The following is a 20731-nucleotide window of genomic DNA, read 5'->3' as shown; positions in this document are numbered from 1 at the left end:
CTCAGGACACCCGCCGCCAGGCCGTTACTGTGACTTCATGCGCGGAGTCGAGGATCTGGACCTCGCTCGCTTGCAGGCCGTGACTGGAGAGAATGTCCTGCGGTGATCGTTCGGGGACGCCGGGGAAGCATCCCTCGCCGCCGGGCAGGCGGACATGCGGCGCCTGCGACAGCCAAAACACGTCGATGCGATCAAAGAACATCTCGAATACGCTGGGGCCGCCGATGACGGCGACGGTGCCGGCATGAACGCCCGCATGCGCGCAAGCGTCTTCGAAAGATGCGCCGGCCGGATTCCACAGCGTGGCTTTGTTGTTTTCGGGATCGGGGCCTATGGCAGCGATGCTGCGGCTGACGATGATGCGCTTGCGTTTCGGTGAGTTCGGCTGATCCTCGAACGAATGCCTGCCGTGCACGATCAGGTCGGCACGGTCGAGACCTGCGGTGAAAAAGGCGAGGTCGCCGGGAAATTTGAGGGTATCGGGCATCACGCCACTGGCATCGGCGAGCATGCCGTCCGCCGAGACGATGACGTAGCCGTTGAAACGAAATGCGGGCATCAGGGGCGTCGACGAGTCCTCATTATTCCGAGATCGTCTGGACGACGCTGTTCACAGGACGGCTGCTGACCGTCGGCAGCTTGGCGTCCTTGACGATCGCTTCATCATAGGACGCGATGGTCTGTACGGGCGCCTTGGCCCGCATATGCACGACCTTGTAGCCACCGGCCTTGAGCTTGCGCAGCAGGGTCGGCAGCGCTTCGGCGGTGTGCTTCTGGAAGTCGTGCATCAGGATGATACCCTTACCGAGCTTGTCGAGCTTGGTCATCACATTGGTGATGACCTGTTCGGACTTGCGCGTCTTGAAGTCGAACGAGTCGATGTCACAGGAGAAGATCGCCATGTTGCGCGTGCCGAGATAGGTGACGATTTCCGGCGGGTGCTGCAGCGCCGGAGCGCGGAAGAACGGTGCGGGGGCTGAGCCGAGTGCCCACTTTACCGCGCTGAAGCCTTTCTCGATTTCATCAATGCGCTGCTGCTGGGTCAGTTTCTTGTTGGTCAGCGCGATATGAGCCCAGGTGTGTCCGCCGATGGTATGGCCGGCCGCAGCGACCTGCTTGAGCACCTCCGGATAATAGGTGGCGTGCTTGCCGATCGGGAAGAACACCGCCTTGACGCATTCGTCGGCGAGCGTCTTCAACACAGTCGGCGTCGTAGTCTGCCATGGACCATCGTCGAAGGTCAGCACCACTTCCTTGTCGCGCAGGAAGTCGAGCTGCTTGAAATGTTCGAAGCCGAAGCCCGGACCACCCGTCGTGTCGATCTCGACCACACGGCTGACGCCGAGCGCATCGGGATTGGCGCAGGTCGATTTGGCGGGGGCAGGTGCAGCCGCGGGCGCCGGTGGCGGCGCAGGCGTTGCCGCGGGGGCGGGGGCAGCAACACCGGCTTTGGGTGCCTGCGCCTGTGCGCCTGCTGCCCACAATGAAATAGCGCTCGCAAAAATCAGACCTGCCGCACTGCGCATCACGTCCCCCTTGACCTGCGACCAGCGTCGTCAGCGAGGTGGTCGGGCTGATCCAGATGGTCGTGGCCGCAATTCTAGCGCGATTTCAGGCGGTACCGCTATGGCAACGGCCCTTATCCCCAGTCAGTGGCTGGATCGATATTGAACCGCTCAAGCCGCGGTCAGGGCACGTCCGACGGCGGTCTTGATGCGTGTATCGGTCGGTTCGAATTCGGAGGCGAAGGAGTCGGTGAGATAGCCATCGCGGCCGACCAGATATTTGTGGAAGTTCCACCGCGGCAGGTCGCGCGGCCGTGCCTCTGCCGCCCATTTGTAGAAGGGGTGCGCGTTCGGTCCCTTCACGACGGTCTTGGCGGCCATCGGGAAACCGATGCCGAAATGTCCCTCGGCAATGTCGGCGATCTCCTTGGCGCTGCCCGGCTCCTGTCCGCCGAAGTCATTGGACGGTACGCCGACAATCATCAAGCCGCGCTCGCGGAACTCGGTCCACAGTGTCTGAAGCCCGGCATATTGCGGGGTGAAGCCGCATTGCGAGGCGGTATTGACCACCATGATCGGGCGGCCTGCATAGTCGGCAAGTTTGATGTCGCCACCCTTGAGGCCGGGAAACGCGAAGCCATAGGCGGTCATGCGGCTCACGGCGCCTTGCGCCGAGGCGTGACGCGCGACCGCCACAGCACTTGCCGCGCCCAATACCGTTGTCAGTATCTGCCTGCGATTGATCATCGCCATTCGTCGTAGCCCAGCCTGTGTCGCGAGCAGAGTAGCGTCATCTCCGAGATGACGCACTCAACAAGCTGTTACAGGGCCGGAGTGAACGAGGCTAGCGCAGCGGCACCACGAATTCGGTGCCCTGGCCGGTCTCGCCGCCGGCGGCAATGCCCTGATCGGACACCACGATGGAGCCGCCACTCGCGAGCGCTTCGGTAATCTGTGCCATGGCGTCCGCAGGGATCGTCAGGCGGTCGAGCGCTTCGGCGGCGCTGTTCGGCAGCGGCCGGGTTTTCACTTCAACCGCGCCAGTGGATTTGCGGCGTCGCGAAACATTGTCATCCTCGTCGGCGCGATGCGGCACGGCAGGCAGCGAGACTGCGGTCCAGTGAAATGCCTTGGCATCATCCTTGTCGATGCGGGCGGTAAAGATGTGAGTGCCGAGCGGGCGATCGCTGGGCTTGATCGCGATCGGCGTCTCGAACAGCGGCGCGAAATTCTGCCGCACATAGAGCTTGCCGTCCTTGCCGCTGACCAGCACGGCAATCTGGCCGGAGCGCTTTGGCGTCGCATCGGCAGCGGGCGCCGTAGGCATCTCGGCCTTGGCTGAATCGGCGGGGCGCGTTTCGTCCTTCTTGACGTCGGGCACACTGGCGGCGACCGGTGCGACATCAGCTTTTGCGATTTCCGCCTTCGGCGCTTCCGTCTTGGCAGGTTCAAGCTTGGCTGGCGCTTCCGCGACGGTCTCTGCCGATTTGACCTCGGGGGGCGGCAATTCGACGACCTTGGCGATCGCGGCGTCGAGATCGCGGCGCGTCATGATCTCGGGCTCGGCGGCTTTGACGGCGCTTTCGACCTTTGCAGGTGTGGCGTCCGACATCACAGTCGCGGGCGCCGGTTTTGCCATCGCATTGCTGGCATCGGCGGTCTGGGTCTTGTCTTGAGTCTTGGCGCGGTCGGCGGCGGATGGCCTCAGACCAAGGTCTTGGGGCTTCGCATCTGCCGATACCTTATCAGCCTTTGGCGATGTCTGGACGTCTTGAGGCGCCGCTGCCGCGACCGGACCCGGCGCGATTTTCTGAGTGGCGAGCAGCGGATGCGAGATTTCCGCTGGGGAGATTTCACCGGGCGCGATGATCACGCGGGCACCCATGCGGGTCCAGCCCCAGATCTTGGTCGCAAAGGCCATCGGCATGCGGATGCAGCCGTGGGACGCCGGATAGCCTGGCAGCGCGCCGGCATGCAAAGCAATGCCCGACCAGGTGATACGCTGCATGTAGGGCATCGGCGCGCCGCTATAGATGTTGGAGCGGTGCCACTTGTTCTTCTGGATGATGCTGAACACGCCCATGGGCGTCGAATGGCCGCGCATGCCGGTAGAGACCGGCGTTTCCGCGAACAGGCCGTTGGCGTCGAATACCCGCAGGGACTGTCGTTCGATCGAGATGGCGATCACCAGCGGGCCGACCGGCTTTGCGTGTTCCTTGACCTGCTTCTCAAGCTTGGCGCCAAGGCGCTTCAGCTTTTTCTGGCGCTGCTGCGGTTGCGGCGCTGGCGGTTCGATCTCCCGCATGATCATCGGGTTTTCGTCGGTCCAGAACACCGCAGCATCGGCAGGCGCCGCCACGGTCATGCCGGTCATGGCGACGAGTGCGATCCGCAGAAAGCTGCCGGAAAAGAATGTGCTGCCCAGAAAGCGGCTCTTGTCCGTTGATCCCCGCGACAATTGAAATGCACTCACGTCCAATATCCTCGAATCCATCTGAAAACATTAGTCTCGCAGGCGCGAGATGGGTTCACCAGCATGAGTGATCTGGCTACCGCTGAGTCGGGATCAGCCTAGCAAAAAAGCCTCACATTGAATTAACAGAGGGGCATCCTGGCTTCCGAATCCGGTTGGAATGCCTACATATTCTGGATCGGTCACGGAGAGTTGCATGACGTTTAATGGATCTGGCGCGCTCACCAAGATGCTGCGACGCGGCGTTTTGGCGCTTTCGGCATTCGCGGCGTTGGCAATTGTCCCGGCGCAGGCTGCGGATGAACCGGATCTGATCTTCCGGCGCTCCACCGTGTTCAAATGGCTCAGCCCGAACGACAAGCTGGCGACCTATGGCGTCGACGACCCCGAAGTCGACGGTGTCGCCTGCCACTTCACGGTGCCTGAAAAGGGTGGCTTCAAGGGCTGGCTCGGTCTGGCCGAAGAAGTTTCGGACATCTCGCTCGCGTGCCGGCAGATCGGCCCGATTACGTTCAAGGCCAAGAGCGATCAGGGCGAGGATATGTTCCGGCAGCGCCGCAGCCTTTTCTTCAAGAAAATGCAAATCGTCCGCGGCTGCGACGCCAAGCGAAACGTGCTGGTTTACATGGTCTATTCGGACCGGATCATCGAGGGTTCGCCGAAGAACTCGACGTCATCAGTTCCGATCATGCCCTGGGGGCAGTCAGACGCCGCCGTGCAGAAATGCGGCGACTTCATCAAATAAGCGAGCTATTGGCCGCTAGAACTTGGCTGTGCTTCGCTATTCAGCGGAGTGGGTGACGACGCGTTTCGTGCGCAAGCGGTCCCATGACTGCTGCGGCTGCGGGTCACGATAGCCCACGAGCTGGACCAGCTGCTGCGGATAGCACTCGTTGCCGTGCGAGCCGTAGCCCTGCTGCGACATGGCGCCTTGGCATTTGGCGCGCGTGTGTACCGTGGAGACCAGTGGCCGTCCGAGGGCGCTGATCGGGGTATCCTTGTCAACGTCGTTGTTGCCGGTTCCCACGACTGCATTCCTTCTCTTCGAGGTGAACAGAAACGCGCAGTCGCCTGAAAAGGTTGCATACGCTCTCCTGAAGTCGCTTTAGCCGCGTTTCGGTTCAGTTTTGTTAAGGGCGTGCGACAGCCGGACGAACTTTCGAGACATCCTTTCCAAGGCGTTCTTTCTAAGCCGTTCGCAGATTTGCCGCCCGGATTGTGTCGTCGGCATGGGCGCCACGAAACAATTCGACGGGGGACGAAACCATTTTCCTCTTGGGCCGCAGACGTGCCGAAACCCGCATTGGCTATCCATTTGTCAACGACGCGGCGGGCAGCGCTGCCGAACTGGAGACGTCAGATGCGTACCATCAGCTTCATCCTCGCTTTCGCCTTCATCCTGGCTGGCCCGTCGATGGCCGGTTCCATTGAGGGTAACCTGCCGGGTATCGGCACTTTCGCCTTTACCGGTTCGCCCGCGATCAGTGCTGTTGCGCCGATGGTTGTCGCCTACGCGCGCTGATTTCGATCGCGGGCGGATAACCCGAGAAACAACAAGAAAAGTTTTGAAATGACTAGACCACGTATTCTGACTGCCATTGTTGTCGCTGCCGCCCTTGCGAGTTCCATCACGGGAAGTGCGGCGCAGGCGCAGATCTGGTCATGGCGGAAATTGCCGGACCAGCGTGGCGAGTTCGTTCGTTTGTGCTCGCCGCATATGGTCGGGCGCTGGGCGCATCCGGAAGAAGTGTGCGGCTGCCTGCATGACCACGCCGTGGCAACGGTGGAAGACGCTGATTTGCGCGAGGCACTGCTGCGGGGCATCAGTGAGCGCGGCGTACCTACGATCGAGAAGGACTGGATCCCGGCATCGAAGCAGTCGATGATCAGCGCGACCTTCACGCAGATCGCGAAGCCGACCCTGCAATGCATGTATGATCCGGCGCCGCTGGATTGAACCACTCAGTTAGTTCGCGCGATCTTTTTGCGCTGCGTCGTCGCGCCAAAATGATCGCGGATTTCTGTCTTTCCCTCTCGTCATCCCGTTACTGCCGATGATAGCGTTTTTGCTACACCACCGTTAGGTGGGTGGATTCGCTACTAATTGAATTGGTGGGAACCGAGGGATTTTTTATGCGATTTGTTTCGATCGGCTTGACGTGTGTCTTGATATTTCTGACCGGCGCGGCGTTAGCTGCAGATGCCAGCACCCAGGAAGCCAACAAGAAAGCCGTCGTTGAATTCTATGAGAAGGGCCTCAACCAAAAGGACTTCGAGGCGGCATCCAAATATTTCGGTCCGCGTTATGTTCAGCACAATCCCAACGCGGCTGATGGTGTCGAGGGCTTCAAAGGCTTTATCGGTTTCCTGCGGGAGAAATTCCCGGACTCGCATAGCGAGATCAAGCAGGTCTTCGCCGACGGTGATTATGTGATCCTGCATGTCCATGCCGTGCGCGAAAAGGGCACGCGCGGTAACGCGATCATCGACATCTTCAAGCTTGAGAACGGCAAGATCGTCGAACATTGGGATGCCGTTCAGCCGATCCCGGAAAAATCCGCTAACACCAACGGCATGTTCTGATGGATATGGCGCAGCCCCAGCGTGACGATCGATTGAAAGGCAAGGTCGCCATTATCACCGGTGCGGGTTCCCGCGGCGATGGCATTGGCAACGGACGTGCCGCAGCGGTGTTGTTGGCGCGGCATGGCGCGCGCGTCGCGTTGGTCGACACCGACGTAGACGCTGCCGAAGAAACCGCGCGATTGATCGCTGTGGAGGGCGGCATCACGCAGATCTATGACGGCGATGTCAGTGATCGCGCGTCATGCGAGGCGATCGTCGAACGCACCGTCGAAGGCTTTGGCCGTCTTGATATCCTCGTCAACAATGTTGGCCTCACCGGGCCGCGCGGCGACGCCATCGAGGTCGACGACCGCGCCTGGGACGGCGCCATGCGTATCAACGTTGCCTCAATGATGCTGATGGCGAAGTATGCGATTCCGGAAATGATGAAATCCGGCGGCGGCTCGATCATCAACCTGACGTCGATCGCCGGCCTGCGTGGTGGCCACCCGAGCTTGTTGTATCCAACGTCGAAATCGGCGGTGATCGGCCTCACCAGAGCGATGGCGGCACATCACGGCCGCGACGGCATTCGCGTCAACTGCATCGCGCCCGGCACGGTCTATACGCCGATGGTGGCGTCGCGTGGCATGAGCGATGAGATGCGCAAAGCGCGCGCAGCGGGCACACTGCTGGGCACCGAAGGGACCGGCTGGGATATCGGCTATGGTGTTCTGTTTCTTGCCAGCGACGAGGCGCGCTGGATCACAGGGATTACGCTAGCGATCGATGGCGGTGCGAGTGTGGGCCAGACCGGTTCACCGGTGCCGCCAAGCGAGCCGCTGCGACATTGATGAGCATGTCTTGGACTAGCGCGTCTTGGTGCCCGCGCGGGGAACGCATTTGCGAACACGCGTCACACCGGACGTGGTCAGCGTCGTGCCGGACACTTCCTTGATCTGGCCGGTGGGGCAAGAGCCGTCATCGACCAGAATGCGCTGGCCGAGGCGGACATCAACAATGTCCTGTTCGCGGTTGACCTGATCGATCGCAAGCGCCGGCGTCGCTAACGCAAGCGAAGCCAGAATTCCTGATAGCCAAATTGCCGAGCGCATTGTGCGACCTTTATTACTTGTTCTGGATCTTGAGGCCGTCGGGGCCGACATTGATCTGCAGCCCGCTGGGTTCTTTCTTGGTCTGGTAGAGATTGTAGCCGAGCACGCCGATGCCGACGATCAGCGCGCCGATGATCAGGTAGAGCACGTTGCGATTGCCGGACATGAGGTCTCCGTTGGGGGCAGATCTGCCTGCTGGGCATTTTGTCTGCCTGGATTGTAGGGATGCGCATCCGATTCTAGAAGCGCAGCGGTTGCCGGCATTGAGTGCCAGCCAGCCTCAAGTTTTAGCCCCCCACGCGGGTTCCACGCGTCTTTGCTGCAGGCTTGCGGTGGGCGCGCAAACTCGCCGCTGAGGCTTTCGCCAGTCTTTCCGCCGATGTGACAAGCTCACGAATGGGATGGCCGGCGAAGCCGAGCACGAAGCCCGGCGCAGGGCGGGCGCGCAGATAGGTGTCAGCCAGCAACCAGCCCTCGACGCCGGCTGCAGCCTTGGCCTTTGCGGCGATCTCAAGCGACGTCGCGGGCGCGAACTTCGCCACCAGATGCAGGCCCTGTGACGGCACCGGCACGGTCAGTTGCCCGTCCGACGCATCCGTCAACGTCGTCGCCAGAGCGTCGCGCGCCTCGCGATAGATGTTCCGCATCTTGCGCAGGTTGGCCGCGAAGGCGCCGGAGTTCAACATGTCGGCGACGGCGCCTTCCATCAATGTGCCGGGAAAGCGGTCCATCGCCGCGCGCGCCGTCGTGACCGGGCCAATCAGGCGTTCGGGCAGGGCGCAGTAGCCGATGCGCAGACCGGGAAACAGAGTCTTGGCAAACGTGCCCATATAGATCACGCGTTGCAGGTGATCGATGCCGGCGAGCGACAGCAACGGCGCGCCGTCATAGCGAAACTCGCTGTCGTAATCGTCTTCGAATATCCATGCGCCGGCGTCCTTCGCCCAGTCGAGCAATTCAAGACGCCGCGGCATCGCCATTTGCACGCCGAGTGGAAATTGATGCGAGGGCGTGACATAGGCCGCGCGCGCAGATGGCGCCGTGGCACGGCCCCTGGCGACGATCAGGCCGAAGTCATCGACCGGCACCGACACCGGCCGGGCGCCGCAATGTTCGATCGATTTTCGTGCGGCGGGGTAACCGGGGTCCTCGCACCAGATCTGTTCGCCTGGCTTGAGAATGGCTGACAGCACGATGCGCAGCCCGTGCTGTGTGCCCGATGTCAGCACGATCTGATCGGGATCGCAGCGTAGCCCACGCGCCGACAGAAGATGATTGGCGATGGCGGTGCGTAGTTCATGACTGCCGCGGGGATCGCCGTAGTGCAGATGCTCGGCGCCGAAAGCGCGCAGGCGGCGGCCGGCGAAAGCGCGAAAACGGCGCAGCGCCTGTTCGTCGATATCGGTACAGCCGAGAGCGAGCGTGCCCCGCTGCGGCGCGTCGATGGCAATGGCCTTGGCTGGCTTGCTGTTGGTCCGCGTCGGAATCCGCGCGGCGACGAAGGTGCCGGAGCCGACGCGTGCGACGGCAAAGCCATCGGCGATCAGACGCTCATAGGCATTGGTGACGGCATTGCGTTGAAAACCGGTTTGCTTCGCAAGGATACGCGATGGCGGCAGAGCTTCGCCGGGTTTGGCAACGCCGCCGGTGATGGCATGGCACAGCGCCTGATAGAGCCGATCCTGCGAGGACGATCCTTCGGTGATATGTGCGCCCGTGAGATCGAGCGGTAGCTCGGGTTTCGGAATTGGCTTCGCCAAATTGGTCGGAATTTTTCGCATGGAATTGGCACTATCGCAGACCAAATGCGGCGGTACAACACATTCGAACACTTCCAATTGACGGGGGATTGCCGTGACCACAGCCGAACTGAAGACCGCTGAACCGACGAACGCAGACATCGCGTCATATCCGCTCACGGCGCGCAATCGCGTGAAGCGACGCCATGACCGCGGCTTCTACGACCACGAGACCGTGCATAAAATTCTGGACGCATCGATGATGTGCCATGTGTCCTACGTGATCGACGGGCAGCCCTATTGCACGCCGACCTTCTTCTGGCGCGAAGGCACGAAACTGTACTGGCACGGCAGTAGCGCGAGCCGCATGCTGAAGAACCAGACCGCGCAGCAACGCGTCTGTCTCACGGTGGCCTTTCTCGACAGCCTCGTGCTGGCACGTTGCGGCTTCAATCATTCAGCGGACTACCGTGCGGTGATGGCATTCGGAAACGCTTATCTCGTCACCGATCCCCACGAGAAGGAGCAGGCTGGCATCGCGATGGTCGACCGTTTCTTTCCGGATCGTACCGCCAGTCTGCGCGAGACCACGGCGCAGGAGATGAAGGCGACGTCCTTTATCGCCATGGAGATCGAGGAGGCGTCGGCAAAAATTCGCGCCAAGGGCGTGGCTGACGATGACGAGGATTACGAACTGCCGATCTATGCCGAGCGCATTCCGGTGAGGACGGTGATTGGTGCGCCGGAGCCGTGTCCGCGGCTCTTGCCCGGTGTCGAACGACCGGCCTCCTTGCAAGCATATTCGGAAGGCCGGCTGCTCGAAGATGCACTGACCGATGCCTATTTTCTGCAGTACCCAAAGGGGTAAGGGGCGAGCATCTCAGATGACGGCGTCGGTGCTCGTGCCGGTTACGGCCACAGCGCCGCGACGATCGCGTCGAATCCGTCCGTCAACGCTGCTGGTCCCGGTTGCAGGATCAGCGGCGATTTGATCTCATAGATGCGATTGTCGCGCACGGCAGGAATCGTGTTCCAGCCCGGTCGCTGCCGGATTTTATCGGGCACGACTTTCTTGCCGCACCACGAGGCGAGGATCACATCGGGGGCCGCGGCAATCACGTCGGCTGGCATGACGATGCGATCCTTTGCTGCCTTCTGATGTCGAAGCAGCGGAAAAGCGTCTTCGCCGCCGGCGATCTCGATCAGTTCGGACACCCAGCCGATCCCGGTAATCAGCGGATCGTCCCATTCCTCGAAATAGACGCGCGGTCTGCTCAGTCGCAAGTTTGCCGCAGCATTGACGCTGGAAAGTCGCAGCTCGAATTGTACCGCCAGTTGCTCTGCGCGTTCGCTGGCGTCCACCATCGCGCCGAGCGTGCGGATCATCGCCAGAATGCCAGCGATGTCGCGCTGGTTGAATACATGAACGGCGATGCCGGCGCGCGTCAGGTCTGCGGCGATCTCGGCCTGCAGATCGGAGAAGCACAGCACAAGGTCAGGATCGAGTGCGAGGATCTTTGGCACATCGGCTGAGATGAACGCGGACACCCGCGGCTTCTCGCGCCGGACCTGCGGAGGCCGCACCGCATAGCCGGAGACGCCGACGATGCGATCCTGTTCGCCGAGCAGATACAGCGTCTCCACGGTCTCTTCCGTGAGGCAGACGATCCGGCGTGGCGGGAAGTGGCGCATGACGTCGATATGCCTGTTAACAAAGAGCTTGTCACGGCATGGTGTTGTGTCGTGAAATTTCATCAAGCCCGCATGATGATGGGCAAGACAAACCGCAGGGAGTTGAGGCCAGCATGACGCCGCTCGACAAGATCCACAGCCTCGCGATGCCGTTTTCCGTCTCGATGGGTGTGACCTTTACCGACGCCGACCAGGAACGCGTCGTTGCCACGATGCTGGTGCGCGAGGACTTGTGCACACTCGGCCATACGATCCATGGCGGCGCGGTGATGGCGCTCGCCGACGCGGTTGGTGCGGCGGCGACGGTCATCAATCTGCCGGAGGGCGCCAAGGGAACGACGACCATCGAGAGTAAGACCAATTTCACAGGCGGGGCGAAAGCAGGAAGCACCGTGCGCGCCATCGCAACGCCGGTTCATCGGGGGCGCAGAACGCAGGTATGGCAGACCCGAATCGAGACCGAAGAGGGCAAGCTGGTAGGCGTCGTGACGCAGACCCAATTGGTGCTGTAAAGCGGTGGTATGCCGCGCTTAAGGTTTTGTTAATGCTGGATAATTGCATGGCTCACCTGCAGTGGGCGCTGGCAGGTGCGGCATCTGCGCCCTTGTATTTTATGGTGCGTCGCACAATATAGGGTGTCTAGGGAATCGACGCTTTCCTCGAGGGCAACTTGAGGATTTTGACCATGTTAGACGCAGCCACCACCATTGCCATTTCGACCAGGGCTCCGGCCCGCGGACATGTGCGTGTCCTTGCAGCCCGCGAGCTGCCGCTGTTCCGCGATCATCTCTTGAGATTGGACCGCGAAAGCCGCCGCGATCGTTTCAACGGTTCGCTCGACGACGAATGGGTCGCACGTTACGCCGAGAAGTCCGTCAATACCGGCACCGTCATTCTCGTTTACTTCGAGGATGGCATCGTACGCGGCGCCGCTGAACTGCATCAGGCCGACCTGTCGCCGGACTCGCTGCCCGAGATCGCCTTCAGCGTTGAATCGATCGTGCGCCGCAAGGGCGTTGGCAGCATCCTGTTCACCAAGCTGATCGCCAAGGCGCGGTCGATGGGCTACGCGAGGCTGCGTATTACCACCGGCGCGCAGAACGATGCGATGCGCGCACTGGCCAACAAGTTCGGTGCGCACCTGTCGTTCCGGCACGGTGAATCCACGGGAGTTATAGACCTGCGCGATCCCATGGGCGCAGGTGTCGCGCCGCAGCCCAAGACCTCGGCGCTCGATGTGGCGCGCGCGGTGGCCGACTATAACCGGGCTTACTGGGGTCTGTGGTTGAAGCTCGCCGGCTGGGGCAAATCGTCCTGAGCCAAGAAACTATCGCGACAAAGAAAAAGGCCTCGTGGTGAACGAGGCCTTTTTTGCGACTGCGGGGAGGGCTGTGAGCGCCCTCAAAATCAGATGCGCTTGTCGTTACCGAATTTGCGCGTCACGCGACGTTCCACGACCACCGAACGCTGAGCACCTTGCTCGCCTGCGATAACGCGGGTCACGCGCAGCGTGCCGGTCGAACGATTGGCCTTCTTCACTTCAGCCTGCACGGCGTCGAACGGCATGCCCATCAGCGAGGCGGCGATCTCCGCCTGCTGATCGAGATCCTCGGTGATACCCATCGCGGCGAAGATGGCTTCTTCCAGGGTCGGGGGATCGCGCCGTACGCGCCGCGTTCCATATTTCGTGTTCCAGTCTTCGCTCATCGCTCGCCTCAGTGTTGATTTGCGATACCTAAGGGAGCTGTTGTTGCATTGCAATATGGAATTACCGCGACAAAGCAGCCATGCAAACTTGTTCCCGGAAAACGAGAAAGAGTTTGGTCAGTAGCTTTACGACAAAGCGGATGGCGGGGCGGTATCCCGTTGGGGTTGCGGCCAACGTTTCAGCGCCGCGTAACCCGCATCGGTGAGCGCGTAGGTGCCGCGCGCCGGACTTTCGAACCAACCATAGACGTTGCGATGCAGGATCTTCTGCGCATCCGGATAATCCGGCGTGAGCTCACGCACCTTGCGCGGACCGACGACGAGCATCGCTGCGCAAGCGAGCGCCTGCTGACGATAGGCCGTCATGATCGGCGCGCGCGTGCTGCCGCCAAGGGCAGGATCGCCTTGACGTTTCTTGTGTTCGGTAACGAGGCGTGAACGCTTCTTCGGATTGCGTCGGGGCGCGACAGTGGCAGGCGCGACGAGAACCTCGACACCGCCGGCTTCCGTAATTCCGAGCATGCCGAAACCGAGTCTGCGGCACAGGTTGCGGTAGCGCGCATCGCTTTCGCGCCCCTTGCCGCGGATGGAGAGCTTGGCGGCGACCCAGACTTCATCACAGGCGCCGGCGCGATCGACAGCCTGCAGGATCAGTTCGAGATTGAAGCTGAGCTTGAGCTCGCCGATCACGACGATTGGCGGATCATCGCCATTCAGCGCCACGAGATCGCAACCTGATATCTCGCCTTTGACGGTAAAGCCAAGGCCTTCGAGGAAGCGTTTCACCGGGAGGTAGAGCGAGGTTTCCAAATCGAACGTCCAAGCCGAGGTCCATGAGACGATGCGCCGCTGCAACCGCGACTCACCGGCGGAGTTTATCCGGGTTGGCCCGCGGCGACACCCGAGGCGCCTTATCCCTGTGCGATCGGAGACCCGCGGTGAAGACCCTTCTGGAAATGTCGGACAGCTTTCGTCTGTTGCCGCATCTGATCGCTATGTCGATCGCTTATGTTCTAGCGCTGCCCATCGGCTGGAATCGTGAGCGCGCCGAGCGCAGCGCCGGGCTGCGCACCTTTCCGCTGGTCGCGCTCGCCACTTGCGGCATCGTCCAGGCGACCGAGGGGTTTCTGAACGGTCATCCCGAAGGCACAGCGCGCATTATCGAAGGTCTGATGACCGGCATGGGGTTTATCGGCGGTGGCGCCATTTTGAAAGACAACGGCTCGGTGCGTGGTACCGCCACAGCAGCCAGTCTGTGGGCAACCGGCGCAACTGGCGCTGCCGTGGGCCTCGGCGCCTATGATGTGGCGGTCGTCATCTCGCTGTTCACCTTCCTGACACTTTGGCTCCTGGTACCTTTCAAGCAGGAGGGGCCAAAGACGGAAGAGGACGTTAAAAAGCCTCCCAGCGAAATTTGAGCGACAAAATACCGGTGCTGGCGCAATTCTGTGAGGGTTAACCTCAATTCGCCCGATTTCGCCGGCACATGGCAGCAATGATTGGCCTTTTGCTGCGAAGCAGCGTAAAGCTCCGTCGATCCCGATACGCACCGGACTCCTGGACCCGACGTGACCGCCAACTGAAGGGCGGCAGATTCGTTTCCGTTTGGTCCCAAGTATTGATCCCGTGGATCTCAATGAGTCCGACCGCGACGCGGTCCGCTGCAACCAAGGTTTACATCTGTGTCATTTCTCTCGACTGGTCCGTCGCTCGCCCGCGCGTTGGCTGAGCGCAACTACAATGAATCCACCCCCGTCCAGGCCGCTGTCCTCGCTGACGATGCTGTCGGTCGTGATCTTCTCGTGTCGGCGCAGACTGGCTCCGGCAAGACCGTCGCTTATGGTCTGGCGATCGCCGAAAATCTGCTCGAAGGCGCGGAGAAGCTGCCGAAGGCTGGATCGCCGCTGGCGCTGATCGTCGCACCGACGCGCGAACTCGCGCTGCAGGTGCATGGCGAGCTGACCTGGCTCTATCAATATGCCGGCGCACGCGTCGTTTCCTGCGTGGGCGGTATGGATCCGCGCAAGGAGCAGCGCGAGTTGGCCGCAGGCGCGCACATCGTTGTCGGTACGCCCGGACGTCTATGCGACCATCTGCGTCGCAATCGCCTCGACGTCTCCGAACTGAAGGCCGTGGTGCTCGATGAAGCCGACGAAATGCTCGACATGGGCTTTCGCGAGGACATGGAGTTCATCCTCAAGACCACGCCGGCATCCCGCCGTACGCTGCTGTTCTCGGCGACGCTGCCGCGCGGCATCGCCAATCTGGCCAAACAGTATCAGCAGCAGGCGTTCCGCGTCGAAGTCGCTGGCACCGAAGGTGGCCACTCCGACATCGAATATCGTGCGATCCGAATTTCGCCGAACGACGTCGAACACGCAGTCGTCAACGTGCTCCGCTATTTTGAATCGCCGAGCAGCATTGTGTTCTGCAACACCCGCAACGCGGTGAACCATCTGCAGACCGTCCTGCTGGAGCGCGGCTTCTCGGTCGTCGCTCTCTCGGGCGAACTGTCCCAGAACGAGCGTACTCACGCGCTGCAGGCGCTGCGCGATGGTCGCGCACGCGTTTGCGTCGCTACCGACGTGGCTGCGCGCGGTATCGATCTTCCGAATCTCGGCCTCGTCATTCACTCAGACCTGCCGAACGATCCCGAAGTGATGCAGCATCGTTCGGGTCGTACTGGGCGTGCCGGCCGCAAGGGCGTCAGTGTTCTCTTGGTGCCTCCATCGCGCCGTCGCCGCGCCGAGATGCTGCTCAATCTCGCTGGCACGGATGCCGTCTGGGGATCAGCGCCGACCGTCGAGGAAATCCGTGTGCTCGATCAGCAGCGCATGCTGCAGGACACGTTGTTCACTGAAGAGTCCACCGAGGACGATCTGACGCTGGCGCGCGCGATGCTTGCCGAGCGTTCGGCCGAGGAGATCGCAGCGGCGCTTGCGCGGCTGTATCGCTCGCGTCTGCCGTCGCCCGAAGATGTGCAGGATCCCGGTACGTTCCGCGGTCGCGAAGATCGCCCCGGCAGCCGTCGCCGGGACGAAGAAGGCGCTCCGGTCCGCAAGACCCCGAAGAAGAGCGAACCGATGGGCGAGGGCGCCAAGTGGTTCCGCGTCGCCATCGGCCGGCAGAAGAATGCCGAAGCGCGTTGGTTGCTGCCGATGATCTGCCGTCGCGGCGGCATCGAGAAGGCCGATATCGGCGCGATCAAGATCTATGACGGCAATTCGGAATTCGAGATTTCGGCAGCCGCGGCTGAGAAGTTCGCGACCATGATCAAGCGTCCGGACAAGGAAGACAATATCCACATCGAGCCGCTAGCTAACGGTCCGGAAGGCGCGGTCGCATCGAGCCGCACGGCGCCGGAAGATCGCGACTATTCCAACAAGCGCCCGCGCAAGCCCAGCTTCAGATCCGATGGCGACCGTCCGGACTTCAAGGACAAGGGTGCCTATAAGGAGAAGTCCTGGAAGGACAAGCCGAAGAGCGACAAGCCTTACCAGGGCGACAAGCCGCGCTACGAGGGCAAACCGCGTTTCGACGACAAGCCGAAGTATGAAGGCAAGCCCAAGTTCGACGGCAAGCCGAAATACGATCCGGTGCGCGCCGACAAGCCGGCTTATGCAAAGCCCCGCAGCGAAGACACGCGTTACGAAGGCAAGCCGAAGTTCGAAAAGAAACCACGCGCGGACAAGCCGCCCTACGTCGCCAAGGCCAAGCGCGATGGCGGTGCGCCAGCTGCCAAGCCGGCTTTCGGCAAGAAGAAAAAGATCTGGGGCAACGCCGGGTAGTCTGGGCTCCGACCTCATGGTGAGGAGCGCGCTACTTTAGCGCGCGTCTCGAACCATGAGTTGGTGATATGCAATCATCCTTCGAGACGCGGCCAAGCGGCCGCTCCTCAGGATGAGGGCGGAGCGTGGGACAAATAGTGGCTAAACCCGTCCGCTTACCGGCAGCAGCGCGCCGGTCAACGCACTCGCCGCATCGCTCGCCAGGAACAGGATCACGCTGGCGAGTTCGTCCGGCGTGACCCACTTTGAAAAATCGGCATTGGGCATATCGCGGCGGTTCGCGGCTGTGTCGATCGTCGACGGCAATACGGCATTGACCGTGACCTTGCCCTTCAGCTCGGCGGCGAGCGTTTCCGTCAGCCGATGCACGCCAGCCTTCGAGGCGGCGTAAGGCCCCATGCCGGCGCCGGCCTGTAGCGCACCCATCGCACCGATATTGATGATCCGTCCGGCCTTCGACGACGTCAGATGCGGGATTGCCGCGCGCGAGGCATTGAGAGCCGTGAGCAAGTTGAGCCGATGCATCGTCTCCCAGCTCTTGTTGTTACCGTCGGCAATATTCTCGAAGGTGAATGCGCCGGCGATATTGATCAGCACGTCGATCTTGCCGAATTGTTTGACCACTGCAGCGATGGCGGCGTCGGCTTGCGCGGCATCGGAGAGGTCGACGCCGCCGATCTGTAAACGATCTGACGTTGAGGCTGGCGTCCTGGCGGAATGGTCGATGGCGGCAATGGTTGCACCGCTCTTAACGGCGCGTTCGAGCACGACCTGACCCAGCGCACCGGACGCTCCGGTGATGACGACGATCTTTCCGTTCATGGGGAACTCCTGTTACGCGCGATGATCCTGCCCGGAATTGGCCTTGGGTAATAGCCACAGATAGATCGCGCCGGCAGCGAGCGCCATGCCGGCCATCAGGCCGGTCATCACCAGCGCCGGGTGTCCGAACGGTTCGAACACCGCGATCATGGCGCTGGCGAAGGCGCCCATGACCATCTGCATACATCGCATCACGCCGGCTGCCGCTCCTGCCACATGCGGCAGATTCTGCAAGGCTTCGTGGTTGGTGCTCGGTGCAAGCAGGCCGAAGGAAAAGATCGTGAGCGCCATCAGCGGCATCAACGACAGCGTCGTGATGGCGCCGGCAGGCACCAGAGCGACCGCTGCAACGGCGCTGGCGATCATCAGCAACAGACCGGCCATGATGATCTTGCGTGAGGCCACATGGCGGCGGCTTAGGCTCCCGCTGATCAGCGACGCAACCAGCACGCCGCAGGAGGTCAGCCCGAACAGCAGCGCAAACATCGTGGTGGAGAGACCGAGGCTGCCGATCAATACCGACGGCGCGCCGGAGATGAAGGCGAACATGCAGGCAAAGGCGAAGGCATAGAGCAGGGAGAAGCCGACGAAGATGCGATCGGACAGCACCATGCGATAGCTTTCGATCAATTGCGCGGGATTGAGCGAGCGGCGTTTCTCGACCGGCTGGGATTCATCGAGGCTGATGGCGCCGACGATCAGCAGGATAAGTCCCACGGCGGCCTGCACCGCGTAGATGGTGCGCCAGTCACTGACGGTCATCACCCAGCCGCCCAGCACCGGCGCGATCATCGGGGCGATACCCAGCACGGCGGCGATCTGCGACAGCTTGTGGCGCGCCGTGCCGTGTTCGAACAGGTCGCGCACGATGGCGAAGGGCAGGATCGCGCAAGCGCCTGCGGCGAGGCCCTGCAGCAATCGAAAGGCAAGCAGCACGGTGAAGGATGGCGCGAGCGCGCAGGCGCCGGCCGCGATCGAGAACAGCAGCAGTCCATCCAGCAAGGTTGCGCGGCGCCCGAAGCGGTCAGCCAAGGGACCGCATATCAGCGGCGAGATCGCAAAGCCCGCCAGGAACAGGCTGAGCGTCAGCGGCCCGCGTCCTGCGGCGTCGGCGAAACTCGCCTCGATCGCCGGAAGGCCCGGCAATCCCATGTCGATCGAAAGCGGTGGCAATGCTGTCAATGTGCCCAGAAAGGCGGTGAAGGCGAAACTGTCGCGCCTGAGGGCCAAAATCGATTCCTTGAAAATGCGAAAAAGTGTTTATGCCGTCGCGGCGCTATTCTGCCGGACTGATTTGCGCCGGCAAGATCCGGCGGTCAATGAGACTGCTCAGCGTGAGCCCAAGCCCGACCATGGCAACGAGCGCTGCGAGCAGCGGAAGCTGCGCATAATGCATGCCGGCATTCAGCGCCACGCCGCCGATCCATGCGCTGGTGGCATTGCCGAGATTGAACGCGCCCTGGTTCAGGGTCGAGGCGAGGTTCGGCGCATCCGTGGCGGCATCGACCACCCAGATCTGCAGCGGCGAGACCAGCGCGAAGGCGATACCGCCCCACAGGATCAGCAGCACCAGGGTCGGAAGCGTCATGTGCACCACAAGCGCAAGTGCGCCGAGCACGATGACGAGGCAGATGAATGCACCGATGATGGTCGAGAGCAGGTTGCGGTCGGCGAGGCGGCCGCCGATCAGATTGCCGATGGTGAGACCGACGCCGATCGCCAGCAGTGCGCCGGTCACGCCATGCGGCGTGAGGCCGGTGACCTCTTCGAGCAGCGGCGTGATGTAGGTGAACAGGCTGAACATGCTGACTGAAGCCATGGTAGAGATCAGCATCGGCAGCAGCACCGGCCAGCGGCCCAAGGCGCGAAACTCTTTCGCCAGTCCGCCGCGTGTGCCCGGCATGCCCGATGGAACGAAACGCGTGATCGCGAGGAACGCAACGATACCGATCACCATGACCGCCCAGAATGCCGCACGCCATCCGGCGGCCTGTCCCAGAGCTGTGCCGAATGGCACACCGAGCACATTGGCCAGCGTAAGGCCGGCGAACATCAACGACACCGCTTGCGTGCGCTGCTCACGTGGCACCAGATTGCTGGCAACGACGGCGCCAATTCCGAAGAACGCGCCATGGGCAAAGGCAGTGACCACGCGCGCGGTCATCAGCAACCAGTAATCCGGCGCGAGGGCGCAGCCGAGATTACCGATCGTGAACAGCGCCATCAGAGCCAGGAGAGCAGTCTTGCGCGGGATGCCTGCGGTCACCATTGCCACGATGGGTGCGCCGATCACGACGCCCAATGCATAACCCGACACGAGATAGCCGGCTTGCGGGATGGTCACCGACAGGCTGCGCGCGACGTCGGGCAGCAGGCCCATGATGACGAACTCGGTCGTGCCGATGCCGAAAGATGCCGCAGCCAATGCGAGAATAGGAAGGGATAGTCGGATGGGTATTCTCCTGAGCGGAAATATTGCGATGCAATATCAGGAGATGTGCCACGACCTCAGCGATTTGGCGACCGCCTCGCGGGGGAGGCAGCATTGCGCGCCTCGGTCATCAAACTGTCGAGAGGCGTTTCGATGGAGCGGCTGTCAGCGGACAATAGGCCGGCAGTGCGATCTCAGCATAAAATGCAGGCGGACGGCTCAGACCGGAGGCCAGCTGCGCATGGCCATGTCGGCGAGTTTTCGCAATTGCTCGCGCGGTGCGCCGCCTGCGGCTTGCACGGCCATGCCCTGCAAGATGGCAGACACGTAGCGAGCGAGATCGCCGGCATCCGCGTCGGCTGGCAGATCGCCTTCGGCGAGGGCGCGTGTGAAGCGAAGGCGCAGATCGTCCTCGCTCTTCGAGCGACGCGCCATCAGTTCCTGCTTGATCGTCTCCGCGGCATCACCGCAGCAGAGGGCGCCCTGGACCGCGAGACAACCGGGATTCCTGGGATCAGTCACCGCCTCAACGGATTCGTAGAGGATATGTTCGACCGCTTCGCGGGCCGTGGCCTTCTCCAGGCCGGTGCGGAAATAGCCGCCGGGGCCATCGACGTAGCGATCCAGCGCCTTGCGGAACAGATCTTCCTTGTTGCCAAACGCTGCATAGAGACTGGGCTTGGTGATGCCCATGGCTTCGGTGAGGTCGGCCATCGACGCGCCTTCGTAACCCTTGCGCCAGAACACATGCAGCGCGAGGTCGAGGGCCGTGTCGGTATCGAATTCACGAGGACGTCCCAGTGCCACGACGGGCCCTCCAAAGTTTTCTACCGTTCAGTAGATAAGTCTCTTGACAGTGGATGTCGATAGTCCATCTATACCGGACGTTACGAA

Annotated in this window: 25 protein-coding genes; 10 read left to right on the top strand and 15 right to left on the bottom strand. The window is 61.8% G+C overall.

Annotated features, from left to right (window positions below; all coding sequences use genetic code 11):
• Position 1: 1 nt before the first annotated feature.
• The 4 genes from AB7828_RS07580 to AB7828_RS07565 form a co-directional block, all read right to left on the bottom strand.
• Positions 2-559: a dihydrofolate reductase family protein gene (locus AB7828_RS07580; protein WP_175366116.1), complete on the bottom strand. Its 558-nt coding sequence runs from the start codon at positions 557-559 to the stop codon at positions 2-4.
• A 22-nt stretch (positions 560-581) separates the two neighbouring features.
• The gene (locus AB7828_RS07575; protein ID WP_068731103.1) at positions 582-1526 is read right to left on the bottom strand and encodes a polysaccharide deacetylase family protein; all 945 of its coding nucleotides are present in this window, start codon (positions 1524-1526) and stop codon (positions 582-584) included.
• A 150-nt stretch (positions 1527-1676) separates the two neighbouring features.
• Positions 1677-2252 (bottom strand): glutathione peroxidase, encoded by a 576-nt coding sequence (locus tag AB7828_RS07570; protein WP_089263978.1) that lies wholly within the window; start codon positions 2250-2252, stop codon positions 1677-1679.
• Positions 2253-2349: 97 nt separating this feature from the next.
• Positions 2350-3978 (bottom strand): L,D-transpeptidase family protein, encoded by a 1629-nt coding sequence (locus tag AB7828_RS07565; RefSeq protein ID WP_441229832.1) that lies wholly within the window; start codon positions 3976-3978, stop codon positions 2350-2352.
• A gap of 229 nt (positions 3979-4207) precedes the next feature.
• Here AB7828_RS07565 and AB7828_RS07560 point away from each other — a divergent pair, with 229 nt between their 5' ends.
• On the top strand, positions 4208-4723 hold the full coding sequence (locus tag AB7828_RS07560; RefSeq protein WP_093759059.1) for a CreA family protein: 516 nt from the start codon (positions 4208-4210) through the stop codon (positions 4721-4723).
• A 36-nt stretch (positions 4724-4759) separates the two neighbouring features.
• Here AB7828_RS07560 and AB7828_RS07555 read toward each other — a convergent pair whose 3' ends face one another.
• A complete protein-coding gene (locus AB7828_RS07555) occupies positions 4760-5005 on the bottom strand; it encodes a hypothetical protein (protein ID WP_441229831.1) in 246 nt (81 codons plus the stop codon).
• A gap of 333 nt (positions 5006-5338) precedes the next feature.
• On the opposite strand from AB7828_RS07555, the gene AB7828_RS07550 reads away from it, so the two are divergent.
• From AB7828_RS07550 to AB7828_RS07535, 4 genes are all read left to right on the top strand, one after another.
• The gene (locus AB7828_RS07550; RefSeq protein WP_170849659.1) at positions 5339-5500 is read left to right on the top strand and encodes a hypothetical protein; all 162 of its coding nucleotides are present in this window, start codon (positions 5339-5341) and stop codon (positions 5498-5500) included.
• 48 nt (positions 5501-5548) lie between these two features.
• On the top strand, positions 5549-5935 hold the full coding sequence (locus tag AB7828_RS07545) for a hypothetical protein (RefSeq protein WP_093758326.1): 387 nt from the start codon (positions 5549-5551) through the stop codon (positions 5933-5935).
• Positions 5936-6111: 176 nt separating this feature from the next.
• The gene (locus tag AB7828_RS07540) at positions 6112-6561 is read left to right on the top strand and encodes a nuclear transport factor 2 family protein (RefSeq protein WP_441229830.1); all 450 of its coding nucleotides are present in this window, start codon (positions 6112-6114) and stop codon (positions 6559-6561) included.
• Positions 6561-7397 carry an SDR family NAD(P)-dependent oxidoreductase gene (locus AB7828_RS07535; protein WP_244558278.1) on the top strand — a complete coding sequence of 279 codons (837 nt, stop codon included), beginning with the start codon at positions 6561-6563 and terminating at the stop codon, positions 7395-7397. The genes AB7828_RS07540 and AB7828_RS07535 overlap by 1 nt, the downstream gene beginning before the upstream one ends.
• A gap of 15 nt (positions 7398-7412) precedes the next feature.
• Here the strand turns inward: AB7828_RS07535 and AB7828_RS07530 are convergent, their stop codons facing one another.
• From AB7828_RS07530 to pdxR, 3 genes are all read right to left on the bottom strand, one after another.
• Positions 7413-7658: a DUF6719 family protein gene (locus AB7828_RS07530; RefSeq protein ID WP_089263984.1), complete on the bottom strand. Its 246-nt coding sequence runs from the start codon at positions 7656-7658 to the stop codon at positions 7413-7415.
• Positions 7659-7671: 13 nt separating this feature from the next.
• A complete protein-coding gene (locus tag AB7828_RS07525) occupies positions 7672-7824 on the bottom strand; it encodes a hypothetical protein (protein WP_165826841.1) in 153 nt (50 codons plus the stop codon).
• A gap of 121 nt (positions 7825-7945) precedes the next feature.
• Positions 7946-9439, bottom strand: a complete 1494-nt coding sequence (gene pdxR, locus AB7828_RS07520; protein WP_441229829.1) for a MocR-like pyridoxine biosynthesis transcription factor PdxR — start codon at positions 9437-9439, stop codon at positions 7946-7948.
• A 118-nt stretch (positions 9440-9557) separates the two neighbouring features.
• Between pdxR and AB7828_RS07515 the strand changes: the two genes are divergently transcribed.
• Entirely contained in the window at positions 9558-10265 is a 708-nt protein-coding gene (locus tag AB7828_RS07515; RefSeq protein WP_441232209.1) for a pyridoxamine 5'-phosphate oxidase family protein, read from the top strand.
• 41 nt (positions 10266-10306) lie between these two features.
• Here the strand turns inward: AB7828_RS07515 and AB7828_RS07510 are convergent, their stop codons facing one another.
• The gene (locus AB7828_RS07510) at positions 10307-11089 is read right to left on the bottom strand and encodes a cobalamin-binding protein (protein ID WP_441229828.1); all 783 of its coding nucleotides are present in this window, start codon (positions 11087-11089) and stop codon (positions 10307-10309) included.
• 113 nt (positions 11090-11202) lie between these two features.
• Between AB7828_RS07510 and AB7828_RS07505 the strand changes: the two genes are divergently transcribed.
• A complete protein-coding gene (locus tag AB7828_RS07505) occupies positions 11203-11601 on the top strand; it encodes a PaaI family thioesterase (RefSeq protein WP_089263986.1) in 399 nt (132 codons plus the stop codon).
• A 173-nt stretch (positions 11602-11774) separates the two neighbouring features.
• Positions 11775-12407 carry a GNAT family N-acetyltransferase gene (locus tag AB7828_RS07500; protein WP_089263987.1) on the top strand — a complete coding sequence of 211 codons (633 nt, stop codon included), beginning with the start codon at positions 11775-11777 and terminating at the stop codon, positions 12405-12407.
• Between the two features lie 89 nt (positions 12408-12496).
• On the opposite strand, the gene AB7828_RS07495 is transcribed toward AB7828_RS07500, so the two are convergent.
• On the bottom strand, positions 12497-12796 hold the full coding sequence (locus tag AB7828_RS07495) for a hypothetical protein (RefSeq protein WP_089263988.1): 300 nt from the start codon (positions 12794-12796) through the stop codon (positions 12497-12499).
• 126 nt (positions 12797-12922) lie between these two features.
• Complete coding sequence (locus AB7828_RS07490) at positions 12923-13606, bottom strand: DUF2161 domain-containing phosphodiesterase (protein WP_089263989.1); 684 nt, start codon at positions 13604-13606, stop codon at positions 12923-12925.
• 128 nt (positions 13607-13734) lie between these two features.
• Here AB7828_RS07490 and AB7828_RS07485 point away from each other — a divergent pair, with 128 nt between their 5' ends.
• A complete protein-coding gene (locus AB7828_RS07485) occupies positions 13735-14214 on the top strand; it encodes an MgtC/SapB family protein (protein ID WP_093758331.1) in 480 nt (159 codons plus the stop codon).
• A 264-nt stretch (positions 14215-14478) separates the two neighbouring features.
• The gene (locus AB7828_RS07480; RefSeq protein ID WP_439064028.1) at positions 14479-16584 is read left to right on the top strand and encodes a DEAD/DEAH box helicase; all 2106 of its coding nucleotides are present in this window, start codon (positions 14479-14481) and stop codon (positions 16582-16584) included.
• A 141-nt stretch (positions 16585-16725) separates the two neighbouring features.
• On the opposite strand, the gene fabG is transcribed toward AB7828_RS07480, so the two are convergent.
• The 4 genes from fabG to AB7828_RS07460 form a co-directional block, all read right to left on the bottom strand.
• Entirely contained in the window at positions 16726-17406 is a 681-nt protein-coding gene (fabG, locus tag AB7828_RS07475) for a 3-oxoacyl-ACP reductase FabG (RefSeq protein WP_441229827.1), read from the bottom strand.
• 12 nt (positions 17407-17418) lie between these two features.
• Positions 17419-18636 (bottom strand): multidrug effflux MFS transporter, encoded by a 1218-nt coding sequence (locus tag AB7828_RS07470; protein WP_441229826.1) that lies wholly within the window; start codon positions 18634-18636, stop codon positions 17419-17421.
• A 46-nt stretch (positions 18637-18682) separates the two neighbouring features.
• Positions 18683-19831, bottom strand: coding sequence for an MFS transporter (locus AB7828_RS07465; RefSeq protein ID WP_441229825.1), 1149 nt, complete (start codon positions 19829-19831; stop codon positions 18683-18685).
• A gap of 225 nt (positions 19832-20056) precedes the next feature.
• Positions 20057-20644 (bottom strand): TetR/AcrR family transcriptional regulator, encoded by a 588-nt coding sequence (locus AB7828_RS07460; protein ID WP_068736841.1) that lies wholly within the window; start codon positions 20642-20644, stop codon positions 20057-20059.
• Positions 20645-20731: the final 87 nt, after the last annotated feature.

Origin of the sequence: Tardiphaga sp. 215_C5_N2_1, assembly GCF_052076055.1 — a bacterium.
Classification (GTDB): domain Bacteria; phylum Pseudomonadota; class Alphaproteobacteria; order Rhizobiales; family Xanthobacteraceae; genus Tardiphaga; species Tardiphaga robiniae.
The sequence above is the reverse complement of the archived record's forward strand: the minus strand, read 5'-3'. Positions and strand labels throughout refer to the sequence as shown.